This window comes from Limnoglobus roseus (genome assembly GCF_008254045.1).
Classification (GTDB): Bacteria; Planctomycetota; Planctomycetia; order Gemmatales; family Gemmataceae; genus Limnoglobus; species Limnoglobus roseus.
The window spans coordinates 1,315,225-1,333,795 of the sequence record NZ_CP042425.1 but is presented as its reverse complement, the minus strand read 5'-3'; the positions used below and the strand labels follow the sequence as shown (position 1 = coordinate 1,333,795).

Annotated in this window: 14 protein-coding genes; 9 read left to right on the top strand and 5 right to left on the bottom strand. The window is 64.1% G+C overall.

All coding sequences use genetic code 11. From position 1 onward, the window contains the following. Positions 1-841: 841 nt before the first annotated feature. Entirely contained in the window at positions 842-2,194 is a 1,353-nt protein-coding gene (locus tag PX52LOC_RS05350) for an inorganic phosphate transporter (RefSeq protein ID WP_149109121.1), read from the bottom strand. A 316-nt stretch (positions 2,195-2,510) separates the two neighbouring features. On the opposite strand from PX52LOC_RS05350, the gene PX52LOC_RS05345 reads away from it, so the two are divergent. The 4 genes from PX52LOC_RS05345 to PX52LOC_RS05330 all read left to right on the top strand — a co-directional run bounded on the left by PX52LOC_RS05345 (position 2,511) and on the right by PX52LOC_RS05330 (position 6,919). Beyond that, entirely contained in the window at positions 2,511-3,437 is a 927-nt protein-coding gene (locus tag PX52LOC_RS05345; protein ID WP_149109120.1) for a sugar phosphate isomerase/epimerase family protein, read from the top strand. 164 nt (positions 3,438-3,601) lie between these two features. Then, the gene (locus PX52LOC_RS05340; protein ID WP_149109119.1) at positions 3,602-3,901 is read left to right on the top strand and encodes an FmdB family zinc ribbon protein; all 300 of its coding nucleotides are present in this window, start codon (positions 3,602-3,604) and stop codon (positions 3,899-3,901) included. A gap of 144 nt (positions 3,902-4,045) precedes the next feature. Further along, complete coding sequence (gene glgX, locus PX52LOC_RS05335; RefSeq protein WP_149109118.1) at positions 4,046-6,292, top strand: glycogen debranching protein GlgX; 2,247 nt, start codon at positions 4,046-4,048, stop codon at positions 6,290-6,292. Positions 6,293-6,505: 213 nt separating this feature from the next. Continuing rightward, on the top strand, positions 6,506-6,919 hold the full coding sequence (locus PX52LOC_RS05330) for a response regulator (RefSeq protein WP_149109117.1): 414 nt from the start codon (positions 6,506-6,508) through the stop codon (positions 6,917-6,919). Between the two features lie 60 nt (positions 6,920-6,979). Here the strand turns inward: PX52LOC_RS05330 and PX52LOC_RS40250 are convergent, their stop codons facing one another. Beyond that, entirely contained in the window at positions 6,980-9,418 is a 2,439-nt protein-coding gene (locus tag PX52LOC_RS40250; RefSeq protein ID WP_168218815.1) for a CehA/McbA family metallohydrolase, read from the bottom strand. 144 nt (positions 9,419-9,562) lie between these two features. On the opposite strand from PX52LOC_RS40250, the gene PX52LOC_RS40245 reads away from it, so the two are divergent. From PX52LOC_RS40245 to accD, 4 genes are all read left to right on the top strand, one after another. Then, entirely contained in the window at positions 9,563-9,949 is a 387-nt protein-coding gene (locus PX52LOC_RS40245) for a PDZ domain-containing protein (RefSeq protein WP_168218814.1), read from the top strand. Between the two features lie 155 nt (positions 9,950-10,104). Beyond that, positions 10,105-11,157 (top strand): type I glyceraldehyde-3-phosphate dehydrogenase, encoded by a 1,053-nt coding sequence (gene gap, locus PX52LOC_RS05320; RefSeq protein ID WP_149109115.1) that lies wholly within the window; start codon positions 10,105-10,107, stop codon positions 11,155-11,157. 127 nt (positions 11,158-11,284) lie between these two features. Further along, on the top strand, positions 11,285-12,487 hold the full coding sequence (locus PX52LOC_RS05315; RefSeq protein ID WP_149109114.1) for a phosphoglycerate kinase: 1,203 nt from the start codon (positions 11,285-11,287) through the stop codon (positions 12,485-12,487). After that, on the top strand, positions 12,477-13,352 hold the full coding sequence (gene accD / locus PX52LOC_RS05310) for an acetyl-CoA carboxylase, carboxyltransferase subunit beta (protein ID WP_390636734.1): 876 nt from the start codon (positions 12,477-12,479) through the stop codon (positions 13,350-13,352). Before PX52LOC_RS05315 ends, accD begins: the two co-directional genes overlap by 11 nt. 97 nt (positions 13,353-13,449) lie before the next feature. Here accD and PX52LOC_RS05305 read toward each other — a convergent pair whose 3' ends face one another. From PX52LOC_RS05305 to PX52LOC_RS05295, 3 genes are all read right to left on the bottom strand, one after another. Further along, the gene (locus PX52LOC_RS05305; protein WP_149109112.1) at positions 13,450-14,034 is read right to left on the bottom strand and encodes an LOG family protein; all 585 of its coding nucleotides are present in this window, start codon (positions 14,032-14,034) and stop codon (positions 13,450-13,452) included. Positions 14,035-14,317: 283 nt separating this feature from the next. After that, entirely contained in the window at positions 14,318-15,751 is a 1,434-nt protein-coding gene (hisD, locus tag PX52LOC_RS05300; RefSeq protein ID WP_149109111.1) for a histidinol dehydrogenase, read from the bottom strand. Positions 15,752-16,021: 270 nt separating this feature from the next. Continuing rightward, a complete protein-coding gene (locus PX52LOC_RS05295) occupies positions 16,022-17,704 on the bottom strand; it encodes a hypothetical protein (protein WP_149109110.1) in 1,683 nt (560 codons plus the stop codon). Between the two features lie 142 nt (positions 17,705-17,846). On the opposite strand from PX52LOC_RS05295, the gene PX52LOC_RS05290 reads away from it, so the two are divergent. Then, a complete protein-coding gene (locus PX52LOC_RS05290; RefSeq protein ID WP_168218704.1) occupies positions 17,847-18,509 on the top strand; it encodes a hypothetical protein in 663 nt (220 codons plus the stop codon). The last annotated feature ends 62 nt before the right edge of the window (positions 18,510-18,571 follow it).

Below are 18,571 nucleotides of genomic sequence, written 5' to 3'. Positions count from 1 at the left end.
CAGCGCGGGCGGAGTTTCGAGGACGTTGGTTCGCCGTTCGAAAAAAACTTGAGCCGCGGAAACCGCTAGGAACTCAGGCGAACGCGAGCGGTTCGCGAGAAATTTCGACGGCCCGTCGGCGATTGGCGCGACGGGTGCAATAGATACTTTCGCACGAGTCAAATCGAGCGGGTGGTTAACGGAGGGGAGAGGCCGTTAGTCATCCGGGTCGACACGACTTTCGCACTAACTGACCGGGTTTCGTGAACGGAGGGGAGAGGCCGTTCACGAACCCGGTCGGTTCGATTTACCGAACACCAACAAGCCCCGGCGACATATCGCCGGGGCTTGTTTCGTTAATGCAATCGGTTCGACGTTGCCGGTGGTCCGGTCGGCCGTTAGGGTTGCCGTAACAGGCACTCACGAAGGATAGAACTCGTGCGGTTTCAAATCCCCCACACCTTACTCGCGCAACTCCGGGCGGTGCAATCGGCCCGCGGCTATAGCGATGACGTGACCGTGAGCGAGGATGCTTTTTTACTCGATCCCGGCTTCGGACCGGCCAGTTATTTGACGGCTGACGGTCGGGTGCTCCTCGACACCCGAGAATGGTCGGGCGAACCAGTTCGTGAGGCTACGCCGGACGAGGCCGTCTGCGTTATCGTTGTTGGCGCGAAGAAAACCGGAATAGCAGGCCTGTTCGAATTGCTCCCGCCTCGTCCGTTTGGGGCGGCCACTTGCGACCGTTGCCTCGGGAACCGGTTTTGGTCGTTCGGAACGGATGCCGGCACAGGTCGGGCGAAGACAATTGTCTGCCCGACCTGTGCCGGTCACGGCTGGGTCGATTAACCAGAGTTTCGAACTACACGAACAGTCGGCCGATCGCGAACAGCGTGCCGGCGAGCAGCGTTGTGGCCGGCAGGGTCATGAGCCAGGCGAGCAAGATCTTGCGGACGGTGCTCGGTTGCACGCCGGTCCCGTTGGCGACCATCGTGCCGGCGACACCGCTCGTCAAGATTTGCGTGGTGCTCACCGGGGCGTTAACCATGTCTGCCCCGTAGATGGTCATGGCGGCCACGAACTCTGCCACGGCCCCCTGCGCGTACGTCAGGTGTTGTTTGCCGACCCGCTCGGCCACGGTGACGACGATCCGCCTGTACCCGACCATCGTGCCGATTCCGAGGGCGAACGCCGTGCAAATCTTCACCCACAGCGGCACGAACTCGACCGCCTTCGTCAGCGTCGCCCGCGGACCGCCCTCCGGTTCGTCCTTCGGGAGCGCCTTCGAGATCCGGTACAGGGCCTGCCGACACTTCCAACGATCTTCGGGTTCGAGGTCGGTGAACGAGTCCTTGCCGTCGATCAACTGCTGGGCCGTGGCGAAGTCTTTCTCCAACTTCGAGTTCATCTTCTCGGCCGGAATGCGCTCCCGTGCGGCCGGCAGGGCCTCGCGGACTTCCCTCGCCCGGTCCGGCTTGGCCGTGTCGAGGGCGTAGTGGAACGGCAGGAAACCGAGCAGCACCAGGACGAGCAAGCCCATCCCCTTCTGGCCGTCGTTCGACCCGTGGGCGAAGCTCACACCGCCGCACGTGGCGATCAGGATGGTACGAATCCAACCCGGCGGGCGGTCGTCGCCTTCCGGCGGCTTGTACAACCGCGGCGTCCGTACGAACCGCTTCAGGGTGAACAAGAGGATCATCGCCGACACGAACCCGATCAGCGGCGTGATGAACAGGAACATGAACGTCTGGATGGCCTTGTCCCACGACACGCCGTTGAGGCCCTTGCCTTCGAGCAGGCTGTTGGCCAGGCCGACGCCGAGGATACTGCCGATGAGCGTGTGCGAACTGCTGACCGGCAGGCCGACGTACCACGTGCCGAGGTTCCAGGCCACGCCGGCGAGGAGCAGCGACAACACCATGAGAAGCGCGGCCGGCGAACCGGCCCGGTCGATCAGGAGGTCGACCGGGAGCAAGTTGACGACGCCGAAGGCGACGCCGGTGCCGGCGGTGATGACGCCGAGGAAGTTCATCACCCCGGAGTAGACGACGGCCGGGGTCGCCGGCAGGGTGCGGGTGTAGATGACGGTGGTGACGGCGTTAGCCGTGTCGTGGAAGCCGTTGATGAACTCGAACCCGAAGGCGACGGCCAGGGCGATTGCGAAGAATACGAGCGGTAGGATCGGCAGGGTGGAGACACTATCCCATAACCACATAAAGCGACCTCGGAACGCGGGCTGGCGGACGCCCGTGGGGGCAAGGCCAATTGTCAGGAAGGTCTTCGCCTTCCGCCAGAGGAGAGAATAGGGTTCCTGGAGAGTTTCAGCAGATCTTCACAATACTTTGGCGAGCAATTACGAGTAGACGATATTCCAATCGTAGGTTGTCATCTGTCTGATAATCTCTTGCCATCTGCCATCTCAAACGGGAATCTCGTGCGGTCGGGACAAGAACTTTCGTGCTTCCTTGTTCGCCGGCCGCGACTAGAATCACCTCGCTTCCCACCCCGAAACTCTTCTCGGAGACTTCTCCATGCTTTCCCGTCGTTCTTTCCTCCAAGTGGCCGGCGCGAGTGCCGTCGTGGCCGCCGCCCCGCGTCTCGTCGTGGCCCAGACCACGACGCCGGTGTTCAAAATTTCGCTGGCCCAGTGGTCGCTCAACCGGGCGTTCTTCGGCAAAAAGCTCGAGGCACTCAAGTTCGCGGAAATCGCGAAGAAGGAATACGGCATCGAGGGCGTCGAGTACGTCAACCAGTTCTACAAGGACAAGAAGAAGGACGACGCCTTCCTGAAGGACTTGAAGAAGGTCGCTGACGACAACGGCGTGACCAGCGTCCTCATCATGTGCGACGGCGAGGGGAACCTCGGCGACCCCGACGAGAAGAAGCGGACGCAGGCCGTGGACAACCACAAGCGGTGGCTGGAGTGGGCGAAGTTCCTCGGCTGCCACAGCATCCGGGTGAACGCGGCGAGCGACTGGAAGAAGGGGTTCGCGGAAACGCAGAAACTCGCCGCGGACGGGCTGACGAAGCTCAGCACGGTCGGCGAGACGTTCGGCCTGAACGTGATCGTCGAGAACCACGGCGGCCTGTCCAGCAACGGCGAGTGGTTGTCCGGCGTGATGAAGCTCGTGAACCGGCCGAACTGTGGCACTCTGCCCGACTTCGGCAACTTCAACATCGGCAAGATCGAAGGCCAGCCCGCCAGCTACGACCGCTACAAGGGCGTGGACGAACTGATGCCGTTCGCGAAGGGCGTGAGCGCCAAGACGCACGATTTCGACGCGAAGGGCGAGGAAACGCACACCGACTACCACAAGATGATGGAGTTGGTGGTAAAGAAGCACAAGTACCACGGCTTCGTCGGCATCGAGTACGAGGGCGGCAAGATCGGCGAGCCGGAAGGTATCAAGGCGACGAAGGCGCTACTGGAGAAGGTGCGCGAAGAGTTGAAGGGGTAGAATGCAAGTAATTAGCCACAGATGAACACGGACGAACACAAACAGAGGCCGAATTCATTTCTGAAGACCTGACGTGGCTCCGGCTTGAGAAATGAATTTCGGTCTTGGCTTGATCCGTGTTCGTCTGTGTTCATTTGCGGCCAACTCTTCTTTCGGATGCACACATGCCCATCTACCACTATCAGGTCGTCACCGCTGACGATACCGGCGAAATCTTCGAAGTCATCCAGACGATGTCCGACTCGGTGCTGACGACGCACCCGGAGACCGGGCTGCCGGTCAAGCGGCTGTTCACGACGGCCAACGCGCCGAAGACGTGGACGGCGAACAACGCGAAGGCGAACCTGTCCGACAAGAACCTCGACCGGATGGGGTTCACGAAGTACGTCAAGAGCGACAACGGCAAGTACGAGAAGGTCGTCGGCAAAGGCCCGAACAAGATCAGCAAGCCGCCGGCGGGGTGACGGCTCGTTCGGGTGCGCGAGCCGGGTGTCGCAGCTCCACCCCGCACCCGATGCCGCCCGGCACGCCGGGGCATGTTCGGCTTGTCTTCCCCCGCGAATCGCGTAACGTCAGATCAGGCTGTTCCCCTTTTCAGGTGGCGCGACATGCCGGACTTTCCGATCAGTCGAGGCCGACCGCTCCCCCTGGGAGTTAGCCCCACGCCGGACGGGGTCAACTTCGTCCTCCTCTGTCGGCACGGCACCGACGTCCGCCTCGTCATCCTCCCCGAACAGGGCGGCAAAAAGCCGCTGATGGAATTCCGCCTCGACGGCCGCAAGAACCGCACCGGCGACCACTGGCACGTCCGCGTCCACGACCTGCCCGACACGTTCACCTACGGGTGGCGCGTCGACGGCCCGTCCGGCACCAAGCACCGCTTCGACCCGAGCCGCATTTTGCTCGACCCGGCCGCCACCATGATTTCCGGCGGGGCGAAGTGGGCCGACACGTGCGAAACCGACCCCGAGCGGACCAGCCGCCGTGCCCTCTACCACCGGGCGAAGGAGTACGACTGGGGCGAAGACGCCCCGCCGCTGACGGCCTACGAAGACAGCGTCATTTACGAGGTCCACGTCCGCGGGTTCACCTGCCACCCGTCGTCGATGGTCGCCAACCCCGGCACGTTCGCCGGCCTGGTCGAGAAGATTCCGTACCTCCAGTGGCTCGGCGTGACGGCCGTCGAGTTGCTGCCGATCCACGAGTTCGACGAGTGCGACTGCCCGTTCGTCAACCCGAAGACGGGCGAGAAGATGACGAACTTCTGGGGGTACAACAGCATCGCGTTCGCCGCCCCGAAGGCGGCCTACGCCGCGTCGGCCGGCGAGCACGGGCAGATCGCCGAGTTCCGCGACATGGTGAAGGCCTTCCACAAGGCCGGCATCGAAGTCATCCTCGACGTTGTCTTCAACCACACCGGCGAGGGGGACGACCGCGGCCGCACGTACAGCTACCGCGGCCTCGACAACGAACTGTACTACCTGCTCGACGACCACGGCCGGTACTTGAATTACTCCGGGTGCGGGAACACGGTCAACTGTAACCACCCGGTCGTCCGCGACCTGCTTCTGACCTGCCTGCGGTACTGGGGCGGGCACATGCACGTGGACGGCTTCCGGTTCGACCTCGCGAGTATCCTCGGCCGGGACAGCAAGGGCAACGTGCTGGTCGACCCGCCGGTGATCGAAATGATCGCCGAGGACGGCGTGCTGGCCGATTGCAAACTCATCGCCGAGCCGTGGGACGCGGCGGGGCTTTATCAGGTGGGGAACTTCCCGTTCGGCCGCCGGTGGAGCGAGTGGAACGGCAAGTACCGCGACGACGTCCGCCGGTTCTGGCGCGGCGAACTCGGCATGACCGGCCCCCTCGCGGCGCGGCTGTGCGGCAGCGCCGACATCTACCAGTGGAACGGCCGCCTGCCGAAGCACTCGGTGAACTTCATCACCGCCCACGACGGGTTCACGCTCAACGACCTGCTCAGCTACAACGGCAAGCACAACGAACTGAACGGCGAACAGAACCGCGACGGGTCGAACGAGAACTACTCCTGGAACTGCGGGGCCGAGGGGCCGAGCGACGACCCGCTCGTCACTCACCTGCGTCAGCGGCAGGGGAAGAATCTCATGGTCACGCTCATGCTCTCGCAGGGGGTGCCGATGCTCTTGGCCGGCGACGAGTTCCTGCGGACGCAGAAGGGGAACAACAACGCCTGGTGCCACGACAACGAGATCAGTTGGGTGGACTGGGAACTGGAGAAAACGAACCGCGACTTCTTGCGGTTCGTCAAGGAACTGATCTGGTTCCGCCGGCGGCACCCGGCCCTACGGCGGCGGCGGTTCTTCCGCGGCGAAGTCGATCCGCAAGAATGGGGCTCGGCCCCTGTCGGCCCGTTCCCGGCCAGCGGCCCCGTGCGGCCGAGCGAAGCCGGAAAGCTGGACGACAGCGGGCGGGTCAAGGCGTCCGCCACCAGTCGAAAGCCCCGCGTGCCGGCCCTGCCGAACGACGACAAACCGCTGTTCGACATCGAGTGGCACGGCGTCAAGCCGTTCGAGCCGGACTTCGGCCACTACTCGCGGACGTTGGCTTACACCATCGACGGCCGGTTCACCGGCCGCGAAGGGGAGGCCGACTACGACCCGGACGTCGATTTCTACGTCGCCGTGAACTCCTATCACGAGGCGATCCGCTTTCAGATCCCCCCCTCGCCGTCGAACCGGAAGTGGCGGTGTGCCATCGACACGGCCGCCGACTCGCCGAAAGACTTCATCGCGGAAGGAGAGGGACCGGTGGTGCGAGCGGGGTCGTACATCTCCGTCCCGGCATTCTCGACGGTCGTCTTGGTTACTGACCGTTAACGATCGGAAAAGCAAATTTTACCGTTACACCGATTCTTCTCGCCGGGGGCGAAATTGTCGATCCCGGCAGAGAAAAAAGTCCGACTTTGACGGCTGACCGCCTTGTATATGTTCATGAATTTGATGTATGACACGGTATCTTTTTCGCTCCTTCCGCTTCGAACATGTGGTGGTTAGTTCCGTGACCGCCAGTCTTCGACGCCAGGAATTACCGTGATTGATACTCACCAGGACTATGTCGACCTGAGACCACTCGTGTTGGTGGTGGACGACGAGGAGATGATTCGCACGCTCGTGCGGTCGCTGCTCGAAACGAACGGCTACCGGGTGGTGGAAGCGGAGAACGGCTTCCGTGCGGCCGAACTGATCTCGAACGAACTGGAAGGCGTGGACCTTCTCATTACCGATGTCCGCATGCCCGGCCTGACGGGGCCGGACCTCGCCCGGAAGCTGAGGGCGGAAAAGCCACTGCTGCCGATTGTGTTCATCTCCGGGTACGTGGGCGATGTCGTGATGGACAACGGCTCGCACCCGCGAATCACGGAATACCTCTCGAAGCCCTTCGCCCTGCCGAGCATGTTGGCCGCCGTCCGCCGACTTTTGACGAACAGCGGCGTCGCGGTGTGATCGGGGCGGGAGTCCGGTCGCCGTGACCCGACTCCCGCCCCGATCACACCGCGACGCTGTTTAATCCTTCACCTCGGCCCCGATCTTCTTGTAAATCTCGATCGCCTCCCGGAACGTCTTCTCCGCCTCGGCCCGCTCGGCCGGCTTGATGTCGTTCTTGCGGACCTTCCACAACTGCTCGATCACGCCGACGCACCACTTCGCACTGTCGCGGGACGCCCGGATCGGCTTGTCGTCCACCCGCACGAACACGGGGTTGGTGTGCAATTGCGGGAAGCTGCGGATCGCCACCCACGAACTCCGGTCGATCGTCACGTCGAAGGCCACGTCGTGCAACTTCTGATCGGCCGGCACTTCCTTCTTCGCCACCGCCTTCCCGTTGACGACGAGTTCGACGAGCCGCTTGTCAGACGGGGCTTGCTTGCCCCCGACGGACGTGCCAAGGAACATCTGCGGGTCGAACGTCACCTTCGCCGTTACCGGCAGCTTCGTCCCGGCCTTCGCCGTGATGGTGTCGCCGAGCTTGCCGTTGCCGACCTGGAAGCCGAAGGCGTGCGCGTAGCCGTCGGAGACGTAGGACTTGCCGGCCGCGATGGCGTTGCAGAACGCGGCGTAGTCCACGGCGGCCACCTTGCCGAGTTGCACGTACACGCGGCCCTGCCCGACGCGGCTGCCGGTGATGCACGGGAAGTCCGTCTCGCCGGACACCTTCAGGGGGAAGCCGCAGTTGAGGACGTGGTACCAGCAGTTCCACTCGGCCACGCGGTCGGTGTCCATCGCGCTGATGAAGTCACACACGCCGAGGGCTGACGTGACGCAAATCTCCTGCGCGCCGATGCCGTCCATCTGCGGGATGAGCAGGTTCGGCAGCTTCCCGAGTTGGCGGTCTGTGCCCGCGCGAAGTTCCTCCGGCGTGACCCGACCGTTCTTGTCCGCGTCGAGCGTGTCGAAATCCTCCGGCAGCGGCCACAGCCCGGCGTCGGCCTCGTCCTTCGTGAAGGGCGCGCCGGCCCGGTTCGTGGCGAGTCGTTCGAACAGCCGCTCGGTGCTGGCCTTCGCGTTCACGGTCAGGCCGTTCGCCGAGTGGGCATAGCCGGTGACGCCGCCCTGGGCCTTCGCCCACTTCATCAGTGGCGTCGTCCACGTCGGCCATCCCTTCACTTTCGTCCCCTCCGAGCCGGGGTACGTCTGGTCCTTCAGGTTCAACAGGTTGACGTGGCCGAGCGCCTGCGAGCCGAACCCGCTGACTTCCACGTCGTACTTCAGCACGGTGAACGGTTCGCTCCGCTCCCACGGCTTCGCGTCGAAGAACTTCCGCTGGAAGTCGTAGCACGGCCCCCACGTCAGGCAGCACCCGACGTTCAGCCCCTCGCCCTTGACGTGCAAGAACATGTCCTCCGGCATGATACCCTCGGTCGGGTTCGTGTAGTGGGCGCAGCCGGCCGCGTGGATGTGGTGGTCGCCGCTGTAGAACCCGTGGTCGACCGGGTTGATCCAGCGTTGCAGTTTGAACTCGAACATCGGCGGTTCCGTCGCGGGCGTGCCGGGCGGCGGGTTCGTGAATACGCCCGGTGCAATCTCCGTCTTCACGGTCAGTCCTACGCGGATCATCTTCGTGATGGTCTGGTACTCCGGTCCGCGGCCGTACTCGACCGTGAACTCGCCGGGCGGCAGGAGCACCGTGCCGCCGTCGGCCCGGTAAATCTGTTGCTGGAAGAACAGGTCGGCCCCGAGGCGCTTCGCCTGCGGCGGGTAGACGTGCCCGGCCGCGTCCTTGAACGTGAACCGGCCGACCGTCGGCGTGCCGTCGAAGTCCAGCACCTTCAGCTTCACCGGGATGGCCGGCTTGATGTCGAACACGACCGGCACTTCCGCCCGGAAACCCAGGTCTTGCGACCCCTGCCCCGCGTCGAAACTCACGGTGATCTCGCGCTTCCCGGCTTCGCTCGAATAGACCAGCGCGACGGCGTATTCGACCTTCAGCCCGCTCAACTCGGCCGTCATCGGCGGCGATTGGAACATCTCCAGTTGTGCGAACCGCTTCACGGTGTTCGGGTCGGCCTTCGGGTCTTTCGCGACGCGGCCCTGCCCCGAGTAGACCGGCCCGCCCTGCGTGCTGCCGATGCCCAACCGCTTCTTGATCGTCGCCTCGTTCACGATCTTCACGAGAACGGGCGTCCACCCGGACTGTTGAAGGATCGCCTCCGCCGGCCCGCGGGCGACCTTGACGCGCGCCTCCGGGCTGATGCTGACCACGAACAGCACGCGGTCGTCGAGGAGGTTCTGAATCTCGGCCGCGTCCTGCTTCTCGACGGCGGCTTGAAGCGACTTCACCAAGTCCGGCGGCAGCGGCGTGCCGAGGAAGGCGAGTGCCTTCGCGACGCGCTCGGCGTTGGCCGCGACGGGTTGGCCCTCTTCCTTGACGACGGCCGGTTTGTCAGCGGCGGGGAGGGCAGTCGCGAGGGCAAGAGTCAGGGCGAGGGAGGAGAGCAAACGCATGGGAACTCCGAAGTGCGGCGGGGATCGTCTCAGTGTTACCGCGCCGGCGGGAGGGACGCCATTGTTTTCCGGCCGACTCGGTGGGCTTCCTTTGTTGGGCGAACTGTGGATAATGGGCGGTGGCTCTCCGGCGGAGGAATCGACGTGATCCGATCAGTGACGATCGTGCTGCTGACCGCGGCGACCGCGTGGTCGGCCCCGGTGCCGAAGGGCCCCCCGCCCGACCCGTTCGGCAACGGCTACCTCGGCGTCTGGAAGAACACCGACGACGAACTTCGTATCGACCGCGTCGAACCGAACGGCCCGGCCCAGAAGGCCGGTTTGCAAGCCGGCGACCAGTTCTACGAGATCGGCACGACCCAGCCGAAGACGTTCGACGACATCCGCGAGGTGATCGGCAGCCTCCGCCCCGGCTCGCGCGTGCCCGTGGTCGTGAAGCGCGGCGAGAAGAAGATTTCTGTGGTGATCGTGCTGGGCGAACGGCCCGAGAACCTCAACCAGCAGCGGCCGATCTTGTACCCGGAGCCGTAGGCGAAACCGACGGGTTGAGTTCGTGCCGATTCTGACACTTCCCCGCCGCCGCGTGACATTCGGCGGCCCGATCCATAATTTATCCCGGATGCAACGCCCCCGTAACATGGGGGAGTCGTTGTTTCCTTACTCGCCTCTCCGGGAGAATTAGTGCGATGGCTGTCAAAGTCGGCATCAACGGGTTTGGGCGGATCGGTCGCCTCGTGTTCCGCGCGCTCGTGGAACAAGGCCTCCTCGGCAAAGAACTCGACGTCGTCGCCGTGAACGACGTGGTCCCGGCTGACAACCTCGCGTACCTCCTCAAGTACGACTCCACGCAGGGCCGGTTCAACAAGACCGTCACCACGAAGCGGTCAAAGCCCGACCTCGCCGACGATGACATCCTCGTCGTGGACGGCCACGAAATCAAATCGCTCGGCCTCCGCGCGACCCCCGAACAACTGCCGTGGAAAGAACTCGGCGTCGATTACGTGATCGAATCGACCGGCCTCTGGACGGAAGCCGTGAAGGCGAAGGGCCACATCACCGCCGGCGCGAAGAAGGTCATCATCTCGGCCCCGGCGAAGGACGAAGACATCACCGTCGTAATGGGCGTGAACAACGAGAAGTACGACCCGAAGGCCCACAACATCATCAGCAACGCGAGCTGCACGACGAACTGCCTCGCGCCAGTTGTCCACGTGCTGCTGAAGGAAGGCTTCGGCGTTGAAGAAGGCCTGATGACGACGGTCCACAGCTACACCGCCACGCAAAAGACCGTGGACGGCCCCGGCGGCAAGAAGGACTGGAAGGGCGGCCGGGCGGCGGCCATCAACATCATCCCCAGCGGCACCGGCGCCGCGAAGGCCGTCGGCCTGGCGATCCCCGAAGTGAAGGGCAAGCTCACCGGCATGTCGTTCCGCGTGCCGACCCCGACGGTCAGCGTCGTGGACCTCGTCGTGAAGACGACGAAGTCGACCAACTACAAGGAAATCTGCCAGGCCATGAAGAAGGCCAGCGAGACGTACCTCAAGGGCATCCTCGCCGTCACCGACGAAGACGTGGTGAGCAGCGACTTCATCCACGATAACCACAGCAGCATCTTCGACATCGGCAGCGGCATGGAGCTGAACGACAAGTTCTTCAAGCTCGTGAGCTGGTACGACAACGAGTGGGGCTACAGCAACCGCTGCGTCGACCTGCTGAAGTACATGGTCGCGAAGGGCTAACCGCTTTTGGAACCCAGAGCGGAAGCGACGGGGTGGAGGGCCGTCTCTACACCCCGTCGCTTCCGCTCTGGGTTCCAAGAAATCGTCTGCCTTCCACCCAACTTTACCCCAGCGAAGCACTCACATCATGGCCAAGAAAACGATTGCCGACCTCGGCGACCTGACGGGCAAGAAGGTCCTCATCCGCGTGGACTTCAACGTGCCGCTCGACAAGGTCAGCGGCGAGATCAAGAATGACCGCCGCATCCGCGGGGCGATTCCGACGCTGAAGGCACTGCTGAAGGCGGGCGCGTCGATCATCGCGATGAGCCACCTCGGCCGGCCGAGCGGCGACGCGACGAAGGACAAGCTGCTGACGATGGACAAGGTCGTCGAACGGCTGGCGGACTTGCTCGACAAGCCGGTGAAGAAGGCCGGCAGCACGGTCGTCGGCCCGGAAGTGACGGCCACCGTGGCGGCGATGCAGCCCGGCGACGTGGTGATGCTGGAGAACGTCCGCTTCGACCCGCGTGAGCAGAAGAACGACCCGGAGTTCGCAGCCGCCATCGCCACCCTCGGCGACGCCTACGTGAACGACGCCTTCGGCACCTGTCACAACGACAAGGACGCGAGCATGGTCGCCGTGCCGGCCGCGCTGAAGTCGGTGCGGAAGCCGCGGGCCGTCGGCTTGCTCGTGGCAAAGGAACTGGAAATCATCGAGGGGCTGATGAGCGCCCCGAAGCAGCCGGTGCTGGCCGTGATGGGCGGGGCGAAGGTGTCGGACAAGATCGCGTTCATCAACGCGCTTCTGCAAAAGGTCGATCACCTGTTGATCGGCGGCAAGATGGCTTACACCTTCCTCAAGGCGAAGGGCGTGGATGTCGGCAGTACGCAAGTTGCGGCCGAGGAACTCACCGCCGCCCAACCACTGTTGCAGTTCGTCGGCACGAAGATCACGCTGCCGGTCGATGCGCTCGCGGCCAAGTCCGACGACCTGAACAGCACGCAGGTTTTCGAGGGCAATATCGCGGCCGGTTTCGAGGGCGTGGACATCGGCCCGAAGACGCTGGCGGCGTACTCCGAGAAGATCCAGCAGGCCGGCACGGTGATCTGGAACGGCCCGGTCGGCTGGTTCGAGAAGGCCGCGTTCAGCAAGGGTACGAAGGGCATCGCCGAGGCGATGGCCGGCAGCAGTGCGGTCACGGTCGTCGGCGGCGGCGAGACGGCGGAAGCCGTCGAGCAATTCGGCTACGACGCCAAGATGACGCACGTGAGCACCGGCGGCGGCGCGTTCCTCGCCTACGTCGAAGGGAAGAAGTTCCAATCCCTGGCCCAGATCGATGACAAGTAAGGTGATCGAGAGCCCACCCGTCGCGGCGGGTGGGCTTGGAGTAGCGATGTCCTCTTCCGAAATCAAACGCGGCGTCCCCGAAGGGCTGTGGATCAAGTGCCCCACGTGCAAGGCCACGCTCTTTAAGAAGGACGTGGAGCGGAACCTGAACGTCTGCGAGCAGTGCCAGCACCACTTCTACACGTCCGCTGGCGACCGCATCGCGCAACTACTCGACGAGAACACCTTCGAGGAGTGGGACGCGAACCTGCAACCGGTGGACACGCTCGGCTTCGTGGACAGTCAGCCGTACAGCAAGCGGATCGTGGACCAGCAGAAGAAGACCGGCCTGAAGGACGCCGCCGTTACCGGTCGCGGGTTCATCCGCGGGCGGGGGGTCGTCATCGGCATCACCGACTTCGCGTTCATGGCCGGCAGCATGGGCAGCGTCGTCGGCGAAAAGTTGGCACGGGCAGCGGAGCGGGCGACCGAGTTGCGCGTCCCGCTGATTTTCGTCTCCGGGTCCGGCGGCGGCGCGCGGATGCAAGAGGGCATCCTGTCGCTGATGCAGATGGCCAAGATTTCGGCGGCCCTCGCGAAGTACGACTCGGCCGGCGGCCTCTACATCTGCGTGCTGACGAACCCGACGATGGGCGGCGTGGCCGCGAGTTGGGCCTTCCAGGGGGACATCACCCTCGCCGAGCCGAAGGCGATGATCGGCTTCGCCGGCGCGCGGACGATCAAGAACACGATCCGCCTCGAACTGCCGGACGGCTTCCAGACGAGCGAGTTCCTGATGAAACACGGCTTCGTGGACCGCATCGTCCACCGCCGCGACTTACGAACGGAAGTGGCCCAACTCATCGACTACTGCGACATGAAATGACCGGAAGATGAAGGGGTGAGCGGGTGGCATGGTGAAGGGGTGAAAAGACGCGGTTTTCTCACCCCTTCACCATGTCACCCGCTCACCCCTTCATCCATTACCGTTCCGCGAGCGTCGCCCACTTCTCGACGGGCTGAACCGGCTTCCACTCCGCCAGCGCGTCGAGCAATTCGCCCACGGTTTCCCGCACGATCAACAACTCGCGGTGCTTCGGCTTCAGCAAGCCTTCGATCACGACGTGGTCCAGCCAGGCCAACAGCGGCGTGTAGAAGCCGGCGACGTTCAGCAGGCCGATCGGCTTCTGGTGAATGCCGATCTGCGCCCAGGTGAGGATTTCGAAGAGTTCGTCGCACGTCCCAAAGCCGCCCGGCAGGGCGAGGAAGGCGTCGGCGCGGTCGGCCATCATCGCCTTGCGGACGTGCATCGTGTCCACGACGATCAGTTCCGCGCCGTCGGCGAAGGCGATTTCCTTCGCCGCCAACATGCCGGGGATGATGCCGACGACCTGCCCGCCGGCCGCAACGGTCGCGGTGGCGACTTCGCCCATCAGCCCGACGCGGCCGCCGCCGTAAACGAGCGTGAGCGACCGGCGGGCGAGTTCCGCCCCGGTGGCGCGGGCGGTTTCGGCGTAGAGCGGGTTCGTGCCGCTCGCGGACCCGCAGAAGACGCAGACGGAGTTCATGGGCCTATCCCACAAGGTGGCAGGGACATTCACAGAATGGCCGGGTTCTCGGTTCTGGATTTCGGCCCCGGGCGGGGTCGAGGATTGTAGCCACGGGTGGAACGAAGTGGAACCCGTGGAAGGGAGTATGAAGGCGTCAGCCCCGGATGGGGCGAAGGAAAGAGCCTGTTCCCTCTGCCCCATCCGGGGCAGAAGACCTCACCGAGTTCGCCACGGGTTGCGCTGCGCTCCACCCGTGGCTACATCCCTCGGCCCCGTCCGGGGCCGGAAAGCCCGGCGCGGATTACTTCTTCGCCGGACCCGCCCCGGCGGCCGCCAGCACCTTGTCCGGCTTCGGCTTCGGGCGAGCGGCGGGCCCGTTGTCGTTGGCCCGCTGTTCGACGCTCGCGGCGTGGGCAGTCAGGCCCTCTTTCTTCGCGATGTAAATCACGTCCTCGGCGATGTCCTTCAAGCCGTTGCGGGTGAACCGCAGGATGCTCGTCCGCTTGCGGAAGTCGTTGGCCGTCAGGCCGCTGCTGAACCGGGCCGTGCCGCCCGTCGGCAGGACGTGGCTCGGGCCGGCCGCGTAGTCGCCGAGGGCCACCGGGGTGAACGGCCCCAGGAAGATTGCGCCCGCACTTTGCACCGACTCGGCGAATCCGTCCGGGTCGCGGGTCTGGATGTGCAGGTGTTCCGGGGCCAGCGTGTTGACGCAGTCGATCGCCCCCTGCTTGTCCGGGGCAAGCACGAACGCGCCGTACCGTTCGAGCGAGTCCTTCGCCAAATCGGCCCGCGACAGCTTCGCCATTCGCTTGACGAGTGCCGCTTCGACTTCGTCCAACAGTGGCTCGTACCACGTCACCAGGATCGGCACGCCGGGGGAGTGCTCCGCCTGGGCGAGCAGGTCGAGGGCGACGTAGTGCGGGTGGGCCGAGTCGTCGGCGGCCACCACGATCTCGCTCGGGCCGGCGATACAGTCGATGGCCACTTGGCCGAAGACGTGCTTCTTGGCGAGGGCGACGAACTGACTGCCGGGGCCGACGATCATCTCGACCGGCTTCATGCCGTCCACGCCGTAGGCCATCGCCGCGACCGCTTGCGCGCCGCCGACGCGGTAGACTTCGTCCACCTCTAACTCGTAGCAGACGGCGAGCATGTCCTTGTTGTAAGCGCCCGTGTCTTTCGGCGGCAGGCAGACGATGATCTGGTTCACGCCCGCCGCCTTCGCCGGGCAGACGGTCATGAGCAGGGTCGAGGGGTAAGCGGCCGCGCCGCCGGGGCAGTAGACGCCGACGCGGTTCAGCGGCCGGTAGCGGAGCGTGACTTCGTGCTGCCCCGAGACTCGCAGCTCGGCGTCCTGGTGCAGGAGGCCGTGCTGGAAGGAGTCGATGTTGTACCGGATGCGGCGGACGACTTCGAGGAACTCCGGAGCGGCCGCGGCATGGGCGGCGGCCATCTCTTCCTTCTTCACGCGGAAGGCGTCGGGCTTGAGTTTGACTTTGTCGAAGGATTCCGTGTATTGAAAGACCGCCGGTAACCCCTTGCTCCGCACGTCGTTGCAGATTCGCTCGACGGCTTGAACTGGTGTAAGATGTTGTCCGAAAACGGCTTGCGTGAGTTTCTTGGCCTGGGCCGAGACGACCTCGGATTCGGGTCGGAACTGGTCTCGGAGTTTGGCAAGTTGCGTAGAAGCGTTGTTCGCCGTCAGGTCGATGCGCCGGATTTTCAAGGAACCCATTCTGCTACCTCGGCCGCCGATTCGGTCTCAACCGTAATCGGGGGCATGACTTCCGTCGTGGCAATCGGCCGCCGAATAACACCGGACGGCGGAGAAGGGACTACTATCGTTATAGGAATGAGACTTCCCACTCGCAACCGCGAGGGTTCGATTCGAACGACAGGGTAATCTGTATCACTGGACGATTATTCGGTTTGCGCCGATTGTGCAGAAACAATTTCGCCCGCCCTGATGTTGGTCTGGGCGGGCGACGCGAATTCTGCCCCTTCCTCAACGGGCCGGCGCGGCGGCTCCCCGCATCGCGAACGTCATCATCATGGCCTTCGGGATCACGTTCAGGTTCAATGCGGTGCGCATCTTCATCGACGCCCCGCCCTCGTAGCTGATGGAGAAGGCCGAGAGGCGCTTGTCGGTGCCGCCCAGAACTTGGGCGACCATCTTGCCGGCGTTCTCGTCCACGGTCCCGGCCATGTCGCCGAGGAGTTTGGGGTTCACGACCACGTCCACCACCTTCGCCGGGGCGGGCTTGGCGGTGAGGGCGGCCTTGATCGCCGCGTTCGCGTCGATGCCAATGGCCGCGTAGACGCCCTTCGGACCGAAGGCCACGAAGATGTCGGTCGAGCCGAAGAGCTTCTTGGCCTTCTCGTCGGAGTCCGGCGGCGAGATGCGGTGGACGTTCACGCCCTCGATCTTGTCCACGTCGAGTTTGACCGTGTCCTTCACGTCTTGCGGGGCGTCCTTGTACGCCTCCTTCAGAACCTTCTCCAGGCCGGTCGCGTCGTCGAAGCTGATCGCGGCCACGCCGGTGTAGTGGCCGTCCTTGCCGGGGTTCACGGCCACGGCGAAGTCGAGGGAATCGGCCTTCACGGTGCGGCCCAGACCCTTGAGCAGTTCCTCAAGAATCGGTTGAGCCGGCGGCGGGGCGTTGTCCTTCGCCTTCTGCCCGGCGTCGATGGCCTTGGAGAGCATGTCCCGGAATTCCGGGGACGAAGTCGGCAGTTGCAGGAGAACGGCGGCCGGCGTTTTGTCCGTCACCAGGGCGGCGAAGCGGTTCGTGCCGGACTTCATGTCGGCGAGTTCCAGTGCGTAAGCCGATCCCTTCTTCGGCACCGCGTAGGTTTCGATCGCGACTTCGGCGGCCTTCTCGTCGTAGGCGAGGCGGAAACCGGACTCCTCGGTTTCCTTCATGACGGTACTCATCCGCTTCGTCATCGCGGCGTAACTCTCCAGAATGCCGCCGATCCAACCAACTCCGCCGCCGGCCTGCTCCTTCAGTTTGGCGACCATCTCGTCGATTTGCTGCGACTGTTGTTTGACGAGTTCTTCCGGGTAGCGGTCGGTGATGAAGCGGATCAACACAAGGCCGGGGTCGTTGGCTTTCACGAGATCGGCCGCGGAGACGAGGGCGGTCGCGTCGAGTTGGTCGTCCTTCGCGTTGACGCCGACGTAGGCGTACCCTTCGTGGAAGCGAACCCGCATCTGGATCGTGTCTTCGGTCTTGTTTTCCAGCGCGTACAGGCCCTTCTTACCCTCGACCGGCTTGAAGGTTACCGGGTCGTCCGGGGGCGAGAGCCGTCGGAAAAAGCCCTTGAATTCGTCCTCGCTCGTGACGGGGATGGCGACGACACCGTAGATTTCTTTGAAGTCTTCGACGCCCTTCAGCGCCTTGTTCGGCAAGAAGATGTACCCGGTTACCGGCTTCTTCGTGTCGATGCCAGCCCAACCCTTTTCGCCGAACTTGTTCGTGATCGCGCCGTCCATCATCTGCACGATGCCGTCGCCGCCGACGGTGCGGACGATGCCGCGGACGTCGGCCAGGAACTTGTCAACGGGGGCCACTTGGAAGACGATGGGCGGGCCGTTACTTTTCCCGCCGGCCGGGGCCGGGGCGGCACGGCCGAACACGGGTAGGGCGAACACAAGCAAGGCCGCGAGCAGCAACCGGGGTCGCATGGCTGGTCTCCGCAAGAGGTGGGGCTTGCGGGCATCTTAGGCCGGCCGGAGGGAGTTACAATGACGAAGTCCGCTTCACCCGCCCTCAACGATTCGTATACTGTCCAGACACTCTCACTCGTTCTTTCCGCGGAGACGCTTCATGCGACGGATTAGCCGACTGATTCTCGGAAGCTTCGCCATCATCGGTCTGGCGACCGCCGTGGCGGCTCAGGCCCCGCCACCCGCACCGCCGGCGGCACCGCCGGCCGGCACGCCGGCCGCTCCCGCGGCCCCGCCGGCAGCCCCGGCCGCGACCACCGACCTGTACCCGCTGAAGGCGGGCAGTGTGTGGAAGTACAAGCTCGGCGACGGCCAGGACGTGCAAATCAAGGTTGACGCCGTCAAGGACGGCGAGGCGACCCTGTCCACGATGGTGGCGAACCGGGCCGTCGCGAAGGAAACCGTGAAGGTGCAGGCCGACGGCGTCTACCGGACGAAGATCAACGACAGCCCGATCACCCCGCCGGTGAAGATCCTGGCTCTGCCCGCCAAGAAGGACGGCAGCTGGACGGTGGACTCGAAGGTGCAGGAGCAACCGCTGAAGGGCAAGTACACGATCAAGGACGAGAAGGAGAAGGTCAAGACGAAGGACGGCAAGGAGTTCGAGGCGGTCGTCGTGGACGCCCCGGAATTGGACGTGGCCGGCCAGAAGACGAGCGTGAAGACGTGGTACAGCGCCGGCAAGGGCATGGTGAAACTGAGCTACGTTATCAACAACTACGAGGCGACGATCGAACTGGTCGAGTACACCGAAGGCAAGTAACCCGAAACTGCAACCTCACAAAGCCCACCCGTCGCGACGGGTGGGCTTTCGTCGTTTTATCA